The organism is Mycolicibacter heraklionensis, assembly GCF_001021505.1.
In the GTDB taxonomy this organism is placed as follows: domain Bacteria; phylum Actinomycetota; class Actinomycetes; order Mycobacteriales; family Mycobacteriaceae; genus Mycobacterium; species Mycobacterium heraklionense.
On the sequence record NZ_LDPO01000013.1, the window covers coordinates 79,318 to 93,425 of the forward strand.

16 protein-coding genes and 1 pseudogene are annotated in these 14,108 nt (G+C 64.8%); 5 read left to right on the forward strand and 12 right to left on the reverse strand.

The genetic code is table 11. The features are described 5' to 3' along the window. Positions 1-13: 13 nt before the first annotated feature. Positions 14-499 (reverse strand): hypothetical protein, encoded by a 486-nt coding sequence (locus ABW16_RS15555; RefSeq protein ID WP_047320089.1) that lies wholly within the window; start codon positions 497-499, stop codon positions 14-16. A gap of 543 nt (positions 500-1,042) precedes the next feature. Here ABW16_RS15555 and ABW16_RS15560 point away from each other — a divergent pair. Continuing rightward, positions 1,043-1,552 carry a MarR family winged helix-turn-helix transcriptional regulator gene (locus tag ABW16_RS15560; RefSeq protein WP_047320090.1) on the forward strand — a complete coding sequence of 170 codons (510 nt, stop codon included), beginning with the start codon at positions 1,043-1,045 and terminating at the stop codon, positions 1,550-1,552. A 268-nt stretch (positions 1,553-1,820) separates the two neighbouring features. Here the strand turns inward: ABW16_RS15560 and ABW16_RS28015 are convergent, their stop codons facing one another. The 6 genes from ABW16_RS28015 to ABW16_RS26455 all read right to left on the reverse strand — a co-directional run bounded on the left by ABW16_RS28015 (position 1,821) and on the right by ABW16_RS26455 (position 10,525). Next, positions 1,821-5,303 carry a PGRS repeat-containing protein gene (locus tag ABW16_RS28015; RefSeq protein WP_157864247.1) on the reverse strand — a complete coding sequence of 1,161 codons (3,483 nt, stop codon included), beginning with the start codon at positions 5,301-5,303 and terminating at the stop codon, positions 1,821-1,823. 79 nt (positions 5,304-5,382) lie between these two features. Then, on the reverse strand, positions 5,383-6,477 hold the full coding sequence (gene gjpA / locus ABW16_RS15570) for an outer membrane porin GjpA (protein ID WP_047320091.1): 1,095 nt from the start codon (positions 6,475-6,477) through the stop codon (positions 5,383-5,385). Between the two features lie 862 nt (positions 6,478-7,339). Further along, positions 7,340-7,867 (reverse strand): MarR family winged helix-turn-helix transcriptional regulator, encoded by a 528-nt coding sequence (locus ABW16_RS15575; RefSeq protein WP_047320092.1) that lies wholly within the window; start codon positions 7,865-7,867, stop codon positions 7,340-7,342. Positions 7,868-8,307: 440 nt separating this feature from the next. Next, positions 8,308-8,814 (reverse strand): MarR family winged helix-turn-helix transcriptional regulator, encoded by a 507-nt coding sequence (locus ABW16_RS15580; protein ID WP_047320153.1) that lies wholly within the window; start codon positions 8,812-8,814, stop codon positions 8,308-8,310. A 642-nt stretch (positions 8,815-9,456) separates the two neighbouring features. Then, the gene (locus tag ABW16_RS15585; RefSeq protein ID WP_047320093.1) at positions 9,457-9,885 is read right to left on the reverse strand and encodes a MarR family winged helix-turn-helix transcriptional regulator; all 429 of its coding nucleotides are present in this window, start codon (positions 9,883-9,885) and stop codon (positions 9,457-9,459) included. A 478-nt stretch (positions 9,886-10,363) separates the two neighbouring features. Then, on the reverse strand, positions 10,364-10,525 hold the full coding sequence (locus ABW16_RS26455; RefSeq protein ID WP_157864249.1) for a hypothetical protein: 162 nt from the start codon (positions 10,523-10,525) through the stop codon (positions 10,364-10,366). Between the two features lie 166 nt (positions 10,526-10,691). Here ABW16_RS26455 and ABW16_RS26460 point away from each other — a divergent pair, with 166 nt between their 5' ends. Both ABW16_RS26460 and ABW16_RS15600 read left to right on the forward strand, forming a co-directional pair. Further along, positions 10,692-11,027, forward strand: coding sequence for a type II toxin-antitoxin system TacA family antitoxin (locus ABW16_RS26460; protein WP_047320095.1), 336 nt, complete (start codon positions 10,692-10,694; stop codon positions 11,025-11,027). Beyond that, entirely contained in the window at positions 11,024-11,509 is a 486-nt protein-coding gene (locus ABW16_RS15600; RefSeq protein ID WP_052956940.1) for a GNAT family N-acetyltransferase, read from the forward strand. Before ABW16_RS26460 ends, ABW16_RS15600 begins: the two co-directional genes overlap by 4 nt. A gap of 46 nt (positions 11,510-11,555) precedes the next feature. Here ABW16_RS15600 and ABW16_RS15605 read toward each other — a convergent pair whose 3' ends face one another. The 3 genes and pseudogenes from ABW16_RS15605 to ABW16_RS15615 all read right to left on the reverse strand — a co-directional run. After that, complete coding sequence (locus ABW16_RS15605) at positions 11,556-11,819, reverse strand: hypothetical protein (protein WP_047320097.1); 264 nt, start codon at positions 11,817-11,819, stop codon at positions 11,556-11,558. Then, positions 11,816-12,067, reverse strand: coding sequence for a hypothetical protein (locus ABW16_RS15610; protein WP_233424786.1), 252 nt, complete (start codon positions 12,065-12,067; stop codon positions 11,816-11,818). Before ABW16_RS15610 ends, ABW16_RS15605 begins: the two co-directional genes overlap by 4 nt. Positions 12,068-12,135: 68 nt before the next feature. Continuing rightward, positions 12,136-12,303, reverse strand: a pseudogene (locus tag ABW16_RS15615) (DUF3558 domain-containing protein); the annotation flags it as partial. Positions 12,304-12,380: 77 nt separating this feature from the next. Between ABW16_RS15615 and ABW16_RS15620 the strand changes: the two are divergent. Both ABW16_RS15620 and ABW16_RS15625 read left to right on the forward strand, forming a co-directional pair. Next, positions 12,381-12,611, forward strand: coding sequence for a hypothetical protein (locus tag ABW16_RS15620; protein ID WP_047320099.1), 231 nt, complete (start codon positions 12,381-12,383; stop codon positions 12,609-12,611). A 21-nt stretch (positions 12,612-12,632) separates the two neighbouring features. Next, positions 12,633-12,908, forward strand: a complete 276-nt coding sequence (locus ABW16_RS15625; protein ID WP_200900672.1) for a hypothetical protein — start codon at positions 12,633-12,635, stop codon at positions 12,906-12,908. 14 nt (positions 12,909-12,922) lie between these two features. On the opposite strand, the gene ABW16_RS15630 is transcribed toward ABW16_RS15625, so the two are convergent. Both ABW16_RS15630 and ABW16_RS15635 read right to left on the reverse strand, forming a co-directional pair. Beyond that, positions 12,923-13,468, reverse strand: a complete 546-nt coding sequence (locus ABW16_RS15630) for a DUF3558 domain-containing protein (RefSeq protein ID WP_047320100.1) — start codon at positions 13,466-13,468, stop codon at positions 12,923-12,925. Next, positions 13,465-13,965 carry a DUF3558 domain-containing protein gene (locus ABW16_RS15635; RefSeq protein ID WP_233424789.1) on the reverse strand — a complete coding sequence of 167 codons (501 nt, stop codon included), beginning with the start codon at positions 13,963-13,965 and terminating at the stop codon, positions 13,465-13,467. Before ABW16_RS15635 ends, ABW16_RS15630 begins: the two co-directional genes overlap by 4 nt. Positions 13,966-14,108 lie beyond the last annotated feature (143 nt).

Here is a 14,108-nt window from a genome sequence, read left to right on the forward strand (position 1 = left end):
ACTCCGGCACGCTTCAGCCCGGGGCCTGTGTGATCACGGCGGGGTTGGGTTCGATGTCGCGACGAAGGCTGCCGGGAAAGCACGGGGATGAACCGATGATGCTCGGCGGATATGTCACCGGGTGGGAAGCCGAGATTTGCAGGACGTACCCATCGGGCGCGTACCCGAAGCGGTTGGGCTTCTCGTAACCGTCACGTTCGAGAACCTGCCAACCCCAGCTCTTCCACCGTTCCCCGACCTGTGCGATGAGCGAGTTGAAGTCGACGCCAGCAGGGGTTTGAAGGTCGCGCCAGTCGGAGAACCTGACCGGTGCGTCCGGCCCACTGGGGTCGTCCTCGCAGTAGCGAGTACTGCCTCCGGCGATATACCTGCTGCCGTTCAGGCTGCTGCCTGGGGGAAGGGCGTTGAGAGTCTGCTGCAGGTAGCGCAGCACGGTGTCTTGCGCTTCCTGTTGGCTGGTCGGGATTTTCGGCGACGGTGCGGTCGGAATCGACTCCATAGGTCCTCCCGGGATAAGTGTGGCGCCGGTCGGGGTCGGTGGACCCAGCGGTGCCGCCGGCCTGGACGGTGAACAAGCCACCGCCAGCGCCGCCGCAATGGCGATAACCATGCGCAACAGAAGTCGCGTCATAGCGGTCACGGTGTAAACGTAGGCGGTGTCACGTGTGTCTGTCCGGCGATGACGCGGCCCAGGTTGATCAACGCGGGACTGCTCACGTTGTCCTAGTAGCTGCTGCGCGCGTCCACCGTCGGTCGATCGAAAGCACCGGAAAAGATGCCGATTGAGCCGCGCGATTGCGGTGGCGGCAGATGCCGCTACATCCCGGAAGTAGACAGCTTTCTTACAGCAAATCTCCATCTTTTAAGCTTCTCGAGACACGCCGCGTTCCGACGTCCAACACAGATCGGAACCCATTGGACCGAGCAATGATTCATTCCGAGGACATCAGCTCACCATCCTCCGTTCCAACCGCCGACTACGGCCAGAAATTGGCCTCGCTTCTGCCTATTCAGGCCATGGTTCGCGGCGTAATATTGCATCATGGTTCGGTTCTATCCTGATCAAAACAACGGCGGCGCAGTAGAACTGGACCTCGCGCAGCAGAAATCGTGGCACAACTACTTGACGACCGTCTTGCGCATGATGACCGCCCTAAACCGGAAATTGACTGAAGCGCACCAGTTGTCGCTGGACGACGTACGGCTACTGAACCTGCTTGATAGTGCGACAGACGGAAGCGTTCAGATGGGCGAACTGGTGGAAGCGTTGCCCTCCTTGCCGAGTCGGCTAACCAGGCAAGTCCGCCGCCTGGAAGACGGTGGCCTAGTGCAGCGGGCGACCAGTCCGAATGATCGCCGCCGCGTTATCACCACGATCACGCCAGCGGGACGAACCGTGGTGGGACAAGCCATGATCACCTACTCAAACGAAGTGCAGGCCCACTTCCTGAACCCGCTGACACGACCGCAGGTCACGGCCATGGCGACCACGTGTCGTCAAATCGGCGACGCCCTAAAGCTTTCTGAACGACAAGCTGGCCGCGAATCGTGACCGCCCGCAGCACGCAGCCCACAACTCGCTTATACCGCAAGGTCTGAATCCACACCCCGGTGATTCAGGCGGCGAAACTGTACGACTTCCTTCGGAGCGAGCGGCTGCGCGCTGCACCGCCCGGCATTGCTTCAACACAGTCGCGCACACGTCGTCTTTAGCTCACCGTATGCGGTGCGGGCCCTTCCGATCGCTACGTGATAAGGCCAGAGGCGTCGGGTCCACGGTGGACCCGACGCCCCAGCTCGACACGGTGGTGCGACCGGTGTCAGGGGACTAGCTGGCCGGGTTGGCCAGCTTGGCCAGCAGCACCGGCCTGACCGGCCTGACCAGGCGGTGTCCCTGTCCCAGCGGCACCGCCGCTGATTGAACGGCCGCCGCTGCCGCCGCTGCCGGGTGTGATGGAACCGTTGCCACCGTTACCACCATTACTGCCGGCGGCGGGGCCATTGCCGCCGTTGCCGCCGGCGGCGCCGTCAATGCCATTGCCGCCCGGGCCCACTACCCCGATATTGAAGCTGTCAGGGTTGCCACCCTTGCCGCCGGTCGAACCGTTGCCGCCGTTGCCGCCGTTACCGCCGTTACCGGCGTTGCCGCCGTTGCCGGCGGTGTGCCCAGCTCCGATGCCGTTACCGCCAGCCCCGCTGGAGCCAGTCGAGAAGCTCGCGTAGCCGCCGTCGCCGCCGGCTCCATAGCTGCCGTCGGCGCCGCTGGCGCTGCGACCACCGACACCACCGTTGCCACCGTTGCCGCCATTGCCGCCATTGCCGCCATTGCCGCCGTTCAGGCCGTCGCCGGCTCCATTAGTGCCACCGTCACCGCCGGCGCCGCCATAACCGCTGTATCCGCCCTGTCCACCGACGCCGCCATTGCCGCCGGTGCCGGTGCCTGAGGTGCCGCCGGCACCGCCCGCACCGCCGTCACCGGCGGCGCCACCGTTGCCGCCATTGCCGCCAGCCGCAAACGGCGACGAAGCACCGATGCCGCCGTTGCCGCCCCCACCGCCCACCCCGCCGGTTCCGCCGGTGCCGCCGTTGCCGTCAATGCCGCTGGCACCGTTGACACCGCTGACGCTGATGCCGCCAGCCCCGCCGGTCCCACCGACCCCGCCGGTGCCGCCGACACCGCCCTTGCCGCCGGCCAGACCATCCGTGCCATTGCCATCCGCGCCGGTGACACCCAAGGCACCTACACCCCCCTGGCCACCGGTGCCGCCCTGGCCGCCCTGGCCGCCCTGGCCGCCCTGGCCGCCGTTACCCGTGACCGCAGTGCCGCCGGCGCCGCCTTGCCCGCCGGTGGCACCGTTGCCGCCCACGCCACCGTCGCCACCGGGTGCGGTGGCCGAGATACTGCCCGTAGCACCCTGTACACCGGCGGCGCCTTGGCCGCCTTGGCCACCGTTGCCACCATTACCGGTGCCGGTTGCTGCGCCGCCGGTGCCACCGGTGCCCGGGGTGCTGTTGGTGGTGCCCGTGCCGCCGGCGCCGCCGACACCGCCGTTACCGCCATTGGCCGCGCTCGCGCCCGTACCACCGTCGCCGCCGTTGCCCGCGGCGCCGCCGGCCGTGAAAAGGGCGGTGTTGTTTGGGTTTGCAGCACTATTGCCACCCGCACCGCCGTCGCCGCCATTGCCGCCGTGCGCGCTGCCGGTGGCCACATGGAACGGGTTGCCAACCGTCATGATCGTGCCGCCACTGTCACCGCCGACTCCGCCGTCAGCGCCCGTGCCCGCCGACAGCACCCCGAGCCCACCGTCGCCGCCATTGCCACCGTTGCCGCCAATGGACGTGCCGTCGCCACCGGCGCCGGCGGCGCCGCCTGCGCCTGCGTTGCCGCCGCCGGATCCTTGGATGCTGAGCCCATTGTTACCGCCGCTGCCGCCGTTACCACCGTTCCCGCCCACGCTGACGACGTTGGCGCCGGTCGCCCCGTCAGCGCCCGCACCGCCGTTGCCGCCGTTAGCGGCGGTACTGCCGGCGATTCCGTTGCCGCCGTTTCCGCCGTTGCCGCCGCCACCGCCTTGGCTGTAAATCGTGCCATCGCTGGCCCGCCAGCCACTGGCCTGACCGCCGTCACCACCGTTACCGCCCATGCCGTCGTTGCCCGCACCGCCGTTGCCGCCATTGCCGCCCTTGCCGCCGGTGAGGGTGCCACCACCGCCGCTGCCGCCACTGCCGCCTGTACCACTGCTGACGCCGTTGCTGGCGCTACCGCCGTTGCCGCCGTTGCCTCCGGCACCACCGGTGGTTTGGATGGTGTTATCGGTGGTGGCGCCGTCGCCCCCGGCACCGCCGTTGCCTCCGTTGCCGCCCACCGCGTTTGCGAGGCCGCCCCCACCGCCCAGCCCGCCGTTACCGCCTTTGCCGCCTATGCCCGCGGTGGCCTCACCACCGTGACCGCCGTTGCCGCCGTCACCACTCACGCCGGACAAGGTGTGGTCGCCGTTTGTGGCACCTCCGCGGCCGCCGACACCGCCGTCGCCGCCGCTGCGGCCAGCGCCGCCGCTGCCACCGTCTCCACCGGTACCGGCACTATTGCCGTTACCGCCAATGCCGCCGACCCCGCCCTTGCCGCCGTTACCCACGAAGCCACCGGACGTGGGGTCTTTGTAGCTGTCGCCACCCGACCCGCCGGCACCGCCGGCGCCGCCATTCCCGTCATTGCCGGCTTGCCCCAGTGAGCCACCGTAGGTTTGATCACCGCCGGCACCGCCTACGCCACCCTTGCCGCCGGAGCCACCCGTGCCGCCATTGAGGTGGGCAGGAGTACCGTCGCTGACCCCGGTCGCACCGGCCCCACCCATGCCAGCCGCACCACCGACACCGCCGTTGCCGCCGACTCCGAGGAAGAATCCGCTCGCACCGCCGCCACCACCCGTCCCGCCGTTACCGGCCGTGCCGCCGACACCCGTTCCACCGGAGGCAAAACTGCCTGCGACACCGACCGCGCCAGCGCCACCTGTTCCGCCGGTGCCGCCGTTGCCGAACAACCAGCCCGCCGCCGAACCACCGACGCCGCCGTTACCCCCGGCACTACCTGCGGTGAGAGCATCTCCACCGTCACCGCCAGCTGCGCCGATGCCCATCCAGATGCCGCCGGCACCGCCGGCCCCACCATCGGCCCCAGCGCCACCGTCACCGCCGGCGCCACCGTTGCCGATCCACCCAATCGCGTTACCACCGTTGCCGCCGTCGACTCCGGCATCAGCGCTGGCGTCATAACCGGCTCCACCGTCACCGAACCACAAGCCGCCAGAACCGCCATCGGGATTCTCGGCGGTTCCAGCTGCACCATCACCGATCAAATACACACCGGCCAACTGGTTTATGGCCGTGTCGATCTGTTCACCGAACGGGCTGTTGATCCATGCCTCAAGGACGGTGTGGGTTGGCTGATAGATCCACTGGTCGAAGAGCTGTGTCCAGTCGATGACAGCAGCGTCAGCCGAGGACGCTGTCGCCGAGTCGAGCACCGCGGCAGCCGCGGCACCGTTATCCGCGAATGTGGGATCCCACGACGTCACCCACGCACTCAAGTCCGTGCCCATGGTGGGGTCGACACCGGAGATCGCATTGATAATGGGATCGAAGATCAGGTCGAGTTCGTCGGCCTGAGCCGACGGTGATGCGGCCAGCGGCAACACGCCCAAGGCCAGGAACGCGCCGACCGAACTACCGGCACCAATCACCGTCTGACCGCGCCCCCTGCTGTGCTGAGGGCCACGATCGCTGCGGGTGTAACGACGACTCATGGGACAAACACCTTTCGTGAAAACAGACAAAATCTGGGAGTAGCAGGAATGTGAGTGAGAGAAATCGGTAGCTGGGGGACTACAGCCCCAGCCAGGACACGACGTCCTGGACGAAACCGGACAGGTCGTCGGCTGCGGTGGACATGGCGGCACCGCTATCGACCAGGTCGTCGGGGACGGCCGGCAATACAACCCCAGCCAGTGGGGAGGCCGTGCCGTCCCAGCCGATCAGGGTGGCGGCGATCTGTGCCCATGCCTCCCACGCCCCGAGCGGGCCAATCGCCTCGCTGGGAGCAGTCAGAAAGTTGACGACCGGCACGCCGGCGAACTGAATGCCGACGCTGTTGAACAGGGAGCCACCCACCGCCGGGATGGTGTAACCACCCACGTCGTAAGGGGCTGCCTGCACGCTGCCCGTGCTGAACAGTCCACCGAAGCCGATGTCCAGGTTGTCCATGGTCATGCCCGCCGGGAACAAGCCCAGGCTATTGATCGCCGGTAGCAGGCTGTCGAGGTTCAAGGTGGCGCCGTTGAAGAAGGCGCCGACCATGTTGGCCAGCGTGGTATTCAGATCGTCGCCGTCGGTGATGCTGTTGCCCAAGGCCACCCACGGGCTGATCCAGGGTCCGATGGCTCCCATGATGATCGCGCTCGATGGCGCCGCTAACCAGTTGATAATCGGTGTCGCCGCCGCCTGCTGATCCGCCGGGATGTACCCAGGAATCGAGCTGAACAACGTCGAATGACCCCCAGTGGCCGTCCCCTCCAAGGTGTGGCTCAACACCGTTGACGTCGCGTCGGGGCTGGCGTTCTGCAACCCGTACGCGGTCAGAACCGCCCCCAGATTCGCTTGGGTCTGGTTCATCCACGTAGAGATGTTGCTCGGGTCGTCCAACACCTGCTGAATGAGACCAATTTGGTTGGCGGTCGCCTGCTGCAATCCGACGCCGGGAGCCAACATGAAGTTGTTGAGCAGGATCGACGCGTTCTCCGACGCCGCGTTGTACTGGTCGATCCACGGCGCGAGCAGATCCGGCAAAGTGCCACCGGCGGTGAGGGTTACGTCGCGCATCTGGATGTCGGGTAGCGGCGCGGCCACCGGGGTAGCGGTGATGATGCCGGCGCCCACGATGGCGATCCCGCCGATCGCGAAGGGGCGAAGAGTTTTCCGCACAGGTGTCTCCTTGTTAGTGGTCCTCGAGTTCTGGCACCCGCCCGATGCGGTTGTCCGAAGCTGCGGGCTGGCACATCCCAGAGATCGGGTGATGTGCCGGGGCTGACGAGCCATCTATGTGTCCCTTCCGGCGGGCCGGTGAGTTGGCCAAACGTTTGCGCTGGCTGCGGGCCCGGACTCCGTTGTCCGCGAATCGCCCCGCTCGGTGTGCCGCACCGGCGCCGAGGGGTCAGCGCCGGTGCGTGCCACCGAAGTGGCCCCGCCGGCGAAGCGGAGTTCAGTAGGGAAACGGGGTCTTTCCGCAGTCGCCGACGAGAGCAAGCCAAAATTTACCTGGCATGAACCTAAGTCGCATACAGGTTTGTTCGACTTTTTTAGATTCGTCAACCGGGCGAGCTGCCCTGCAATGGCAATACTGCCAATAGTGGCTGCTCAACGAGCCGACCAGAGCAGTTGAGCAAACATATATGGAGTGATGGATGTTTCAACGTGAAATTACCGATCAGTAGCTTATCGCGCCACACTACTAGGGCCTGTGTAATTCGCTACTAACCCAGCGTCCGTCTATCTAGCTGCGCCGATACTTCAAACGCTGATTAGCTGTATATACGACGTCAAGATCGGAAATAATACTGATCAATCCAGCATAAGATAACTTACAGCAAATTGGATCACATTCGTATTCATTTCGATGTGAAGCAATCCTCTTGACTGCACTATGCCGGACCTGGCCGCATGCAGCACGGACATCGACCCGAGCTAAAAGGAAGCTCCCTGCCTATTACCTGAGAACACACCGAATAACGGCGTCAGACTCCGCCGCCATAACGAAGGGAGCTCACCGACAGGGCGACAGGCGCTGTCAGCCCTCGGCCGGCCGGCCGCCCCTGCGCCGCCTGGACTTCGCCGACGCCTTCAACGGCAAGCTGATGCGCCGGCAGCTGTCACCCAGGGCGATCATCTGCGGACGCGAGATGTGGGCGAGGTAGAAGGCACGAACTGAGCCCGCATAGGTCCGCGACGCCGGGCGCACCCGCGCCCGGCCCTCACGGGTGATGCTGGCGATCACCCCGCGCCCGTCTGTCCGGCTGCGGCTGCGGCGAACCAAGTCCTGTGACTCCAGCCGCCGCATCAGCTCGGTCAGCCGGCTCGGTGAGAGGACCATCATGTGGGCCAGATCGCCCATCCGCAATGACCCATCGGCCGACCGGGCGAGCGCGTCGAGCACCAGAAAGTCGTACAGGCTCAAGCTGTGTCGGGCGAGCAGTTGTCGATTGACCATGCCGAGAAGCAGCGTCGAGGATTCCAGGAACGCTTGCCAACACCGTTGCTCGATCTCATCGAGCCCCGGCAGGTGATGCTCTGGGGTCTCGGCACCGTCATCCTCCACGGCGGGCGACGGTATCCAACGGCATCGCCCGATCGGCGGAGAAACTTCGGCAAACCCGACCGCTGCCGAGGATCCACCGACCAAAAACGCCGGTCGGCAATCTTTCTCTGAAGCTAATACGCTGGTCATGGGCCACTTCGATCCCGGCCAGAAAACGGCCAAATTGAACTATCTAGTTCAAGGCGAAAGCTACTCCTAAGTAGGTTTTATAACGCGTTCTATCGCGATCCAGGGATAGCCGCACCTCGTGCCAGATAGCCTAAACCTCAGCTCATAGCTGGTAAAGACCCAGTTTTCGCATTTGCCGCATCTCCTAGCAATGCAACGTGTGCTAATTAGCTACCCGCAGGCGCGTAATTCACTCCGCAAACACCGCACCGCAAAGTCGCTACACGCCAAAACCCACGCGGCCCACCGTCGTAGCAGAGGCAGAGCCCGACTCAGCGAGCGGCTTTCAGCCCCTTGCGGCGCCTATTGGTGCTGAGCGAGTCGTTGATCCGCCGGCAGCTGTCGACCAGATTGACCATTTGCTCGTGCTTGAGTTGGTTGAGGTAGTGCACGCGAATCCCCTGCGCGTAGGTCTCCATCACCGCGTGCAGACGCGTGTGCCCGGCACTGGTAATCCGGGGCAGAATGCCGCGCGGGTCGCCCGGGCTCGGGCTGCGGGTGATCCAGCCGTGGCCTTCCAACCGGCGGATCTGAGTGGACAGCTGCCCCTGCGTCACACCAAGCGCCTCTGCCAAGACACACAGCCGGTGCTCGCGACGCCGGGGCCTGCTCAGCAGCTCCAGCAGCAGGACGTCACGTATCGAGAGGTCATGCGCACCCTTGAGGCAGACATTCACTGCGTCAACGACATTCAGCGAGCAGGCCAGAAACTCTTGCCAGCAGTGTTGCTCGATTCCATTGAGCCCAGGGAGCCAAGCTATTGCCTGAAGTTCATGCATCTCGTCCACGGCGCGCGATGTTATCGAAGGATGCGCCCCAGAAACGGGAAACGCGTACCAATTCCGCCATCTCACTACGGATTCACCTCAGCGAGAATGGAGTTCAGCAAAGGACTGCTCGACGTGATCGCCCAGTTCATCCGGGTTTTCTGTCACCCGCTAGAAAACCATCACGCCGAACTAATTCGTTCGAACGGAAACTAATTGGTTTCGTTCGACCGGAAACTAACCGGTTGGATGGCAAACAATCGGTTCGCCGGAACACGCTTGTCACCGTCCGCAATCGCTGCCAGCACGCCGCAGCTGAGCCCACGCATATCCACCCGGGGTGCCCGTACCGGAGTTGCGCGGAGGGTTGCGCAGGTAGCCCTGCATACTCAAAAACAGTTTCCAGCAATGCTGTTCGAATCCGTCTTGTCCGGTCATCCCGGGCGGGGGTTGGATGCCGGGTGTCTGGTCCACGGCGCGGGAATCTAGCGAACGGCGGGCCGACCGCACAGGCAGAAATGCGGGATACACAGCTTGTCGCGGGAATGCGTTCGGGCGCCTTCGCTGTTCGGCAACGCGCCGCAGGATCAGACTTCGCTGGTCACCGAAATATTCTGCCCTGTAACAGAAACCCGCCGCCTTGAACCATCTGGTTCAAAGTGGAACCGTCGGACTCGCCGCGCCGTTGACGCTGTCGATGTGCCCGTGGCTCTCCAGCACCGCGTGAAGACGCGCGGAGCCCTCGCCGGTGATCCGGGGCAGAACGCCGCGCCGGTCGCGCTGGCACGGGCTGCGGGTCACCAGACCCCGCTTCTCCAACCGACGGAGCTGGCCGGACAACGCGCCCGGCGACACCCCGAGCGTCTGAGCCAACACGCAGATGCGGTGTGCCCGCCGGTCGGGCATGCTGAGCAGCTCCAGCAGCTGGACGTCGCGAAGGGTGACTCCGTGTGCCCCCCGCAGGCGCACGTCGAGCGCCGCCGTCAGATTGGCCGAGCCGCTCAGCAGCAGTCTCGAGCAATGTCGCTCGACCCCGTCCGATCCAGGTGACCCCGAGGGCTGGATTCCGGGTATCTCGTCCACGGCGCGGGACCCTAGCGAACGGCAGATCTACCGCACAGCCAAAAAGACGCCATACACAGCTTGTCGCGTGAATACGTTCGGGCGCCAAGGGCGTTCAGCAACGCCACGCCTGACTAGACTTCGCTGGTCAGCGAGATATCTTGGCGGGCAACAGAAAACGGTCACTTTGAACCACTTGATTCAAAGTGAAACTGCCCGACTCGCGTTGCTGGCAGCGCCGACCAGACGGGGTGACACTCCTGCTCCAAGTGCCACACTTGCGCGATGCCTACCGTCCACCGTCGTCACGCTGTCACCGAAACCGAGGACATCGGTCGCGCACTAGAGGTAGCACGCCGAACCTGGCCCGACCTCGCGGATAAGCCCGGCGCGCTGTTGCGCCGGCTCATTCTCGTCGGCCGTGATGCGCTCGCTCACGATGCCGAGGCCGTCGCCGTCAACCGACGCCGTGCCGTCGAGGAAACGGCCGGCGCTCTGGTCATACGTCCGCTAGTGCAGCCTGAAAGGCGGCCCACTCTTCCTCGGACACATCCTCGATGTCGAGCCGATCGCGGGGAGGCAAGGGCCGAGCACGCTTGATTGCCTCGTCGGGCGTGTAGGTTCGCACGACTGGCTCTTCGGACTGCTCGACACTGGACATAACGCCGAGTTTACCGTCGAGTACTGACGCTCGACCCCTGATTACCTGCGCGGCTATGCCGCCGAACAACACCGAGCGGCGATCGCGACGTTCCATGACACGCTCGCCGCCCGCGCATCAGCTCTGGGGGTGGCGGTCGTGCCCGGCGCGCCATGACAAGACTTCCATGGCAGGTGATGAAGCCGTCGATCGCCATGACGGTCTGTACGTCAATTCGGCGTACACTTCTCGTGTGGAGACGAAGACTGGTCGCTGGAACCTGCGTGTGACGGCTGCCCAAGATGCCGTCGTGCGGCGAGTGCTCGACGTAACGGGCGAATCGCTCAACGATTACGTGGTGCGTCACGTTCTTCAAGCCGCCGAGCACGACCTCGCTGATCGGAGAGTGTTCGTCCTGGATGACGCCGCCTGGGCTGACCTGCAGAAGCTGTTGGACCGTCCACCGACCCCCAAGCCTGAGTTGGCGCGTCTGCTGGCGAATCCGTCGATATTAGAACGGTGAACTACGAGGGCCCGGTTCTCCTCAGTGCAGATCACTTCATTGAGGACTTCGATTGCGGCAGCGACGCCCTCAACGACTGGCTTCGGACAAAAGCGCTCCGCAATCAGCGCGAAGGGAGCAGCCGCACCTGGGTTGTCCTTGACGGTCAACGGGTCGTGGCCTTCTATGCCTCCAGTACCGCGGTGCTCCTACGCGGCCATGCGACAAAGCGCGCAGCCCGTAATCAGCCGGATCCGTTGCCGGCCGTCCTGCTCGGCAGACTAGCCGTCGATACAGCGTCTCAGGGGTATGGTCTTGCCGCCGCACTGCTCAAGCACTTCATCCTCAAATCACTTGAGGTCGCGGAGGTTACGGGTGTTCGACTGCTCCTTGTGCACGCAAAGAACCCCGACGCCCAGCACTTCTACATCAGGTACGGCTTCGAGCCGTCTCCTGTCGATGACATGACGCTGATGCTTCTCGTCAAGGACCTGCGCGGCTGATCCCGCATCGGGTCGCTGTCCCGTCCGTCGCGCCATTCCCGGTGCGTTATGGGTGCGGAAATACGGCTTCAATGCGGGGCCCTTCGGTGGACCAGAAGACTTTGGATGGTGGGTGCCCGATCACCGGTAGCCGCATCCGGATGCCGTCGGGCGTGGTGATTGCTGTTGACAGGGATTGCGCCTGTCCAGGTAGTCGGAAGATGAGTTCGACAGTGTCCAGGACGCTGTTGTACAGGTCGATAACCGGACCGCTTTCGAGTTCGTCGAGTTGCGCATCGGCGACTTCGGAGTAGTCACCGTCAAAGCTCACCTTCGGCGCACTCGTGTTCGGCGGACCGTTGGAGACGCCGCGGCCCGCGCCAGCAGGTCACGCAGTTCGGAATCGGTATCGAATTCGTGTTGAGCGTCGGTCACCACGCGGGCCGGCTGCAATAGCAAGCTGCCATCGGGGTTTTCACGCATCACATAGCGTTGATTGGGGCGGCCGGGGAGCACGGCACGACTCCGGCTGTCGGTTTCGACCAGCGTAAGTTCGTCCACCACACCAAGGTAGCCCATATTCCCACAATGGGCAGGATGCCGCCGCGCGGCGATCATCTGGTACCGCGTCGGCCAGTGACCGCGACCTACGAGTTCGTCGCGAGCGTCAGCTCCATCAGCTTCAAAGCCTGCTCGCACGCGTCGATGCCCGGTGCCTGCGGGTTGACCCACCAGCCGACCACGCCGGCGGCGTCACTGGCGACCCCATAGGCACCGTTCGGGTCGGCCGGACGCATCACGGTCGAGGGCACGCCCACGGTTCGAAACGCGCCGCGTAAGCCCACGACAAGTTATCTTGCCGCCCAGGTCGATCGCAAGGTAACTTGGATACATGGTGACGGGACCGCGCATCGCAACACCTGCACACCGTCACGGCATCGGACGCGAGGACATCATGCATGCCTACCGCAATGCGCTGCACTTCCGCGTAAGTGACGACGACATGGATATCGCGGTCGGGCCGGCGCGCAACGGTGCGCTGCTAGAAGTTGGGTTCATCCGCGCCGTGGACGGTGAGGTCGTGATCCTGCATGCCATGCCCGTCCGCGAAAAGTTCCTCTGAGTGAAAAAGGTGATGATGATCATGCCCCGCACCGTAGAAGAAATCCTTGCGCACGCCGAGGCGCTGGCTGACCGTTTCGAATCCGATGACTTCGACGGCGAGAAGGTCAGCCCCGCTGAATACGCGCTGATCGTCGCCGCCCGTGAGCGTGCCAGCGCCGAAGGTCACATCGCCGCCGCGGTCGCGGCGGCTCGGCGCGATGGTGCGTCGTGGTCGCGAATCGGCAAGATCATTGGCACCAGCGGGGAGGCCGCCCGTCAGCGTTACGCCGCGGCCGGTCAGAACCGGTACCGCTAAATCGGTACGGGCGACTACGAGTTCGTCGCGAGCGTCAGCTCCATCAGCTTCAAAGCCTGCTCGCACGCGTCGATGCCGGGCGCCTGAGGGTTGACCCACCAGCCGACCACGCCGGCGGCGTCGCTGGCGACCCCACAGGAGCCATTCGGGTCGGCCGGACGCATCACGATCGAGGGAACGCCCACGATGGTCTTGTTCTCGATCTGATACTTCAGGAACTCGGCGACCTTGCGCTCGTTGTCCAGGCTGCCCTGCTCGAACCAGAACCGGGTGATGTCGATCAGCCCGGCCGGGTTGGCCGCCTGCCAGCGGCAGATGGCGCCGACGAAGGTGCTCTGGATGTCGAGCGGGTCGGCTCCCACCGTCTTGGCCAAGATGTCGGTGGTCAGCACCTCGCACTCCTTGAGCAGGTTCGGGTACTGCCGCTCGGAGTTGTTGTTGCGCTTGGTGTCGCCCGCGCCGGCCTTGACCGCGGTGCCGCCCACCTCACGGGAGCAACCCGTCAGGCTGGTCACCACGGCCAACACCGCGACCGCACCGGCCAAAACCCGCCGGCTCATTTCGCGTTCGCAATCGACTGGCGGGTCAGCTCTTTGGCGACGTCGCACGGTTCCGGGAACGGCTTCTGCGCGAAGCTCACCGACCACTCGATGAAGTCATCTTTGAATTGGATGCCGACCTCACACAGGTTGTCGCCCATCGTCGGGGCGGTGCCGATCGCGATGAAACCGCTGTGGCCGTCGATGTTGATGTCCTCCACGGACGTGCGCGAGACCTCTTCGGTCTTGCGCTCGCGACCGATGGGGCTCCCGCGATACCAGGAGAAGGAGAAGTGCGGGCCCATGATCCCGCCGCGCAGCAGCCACTGGCAGCCGACCGAGTTCTGTGCGGTGCTGACCAGGCCGGACACCCGGGTCAGGTTGGCCATCGTCTCGTCACTGATGCCACCGCACTGCGGGAACGACGGTCCGTGGTTGCTCTGCTCGGCCGTCGGCGACGCAGACTGGCTGCCGCCCTGAGCTTCAGGCGAGTCGGAGTCAGAACATCCGCCGACCATCGGAATCAGGGCAGCGGCCGCCAGGGCCGGGACCGTCAGTTTGCGCCGCACACGATGCACTGTAGCGGCACCGCCGCCCGTCAACCACGACACGGCGGTGACCAGTCGGTTTGTGTCGCCGCGTCTCGCCACAGCAACGCCGC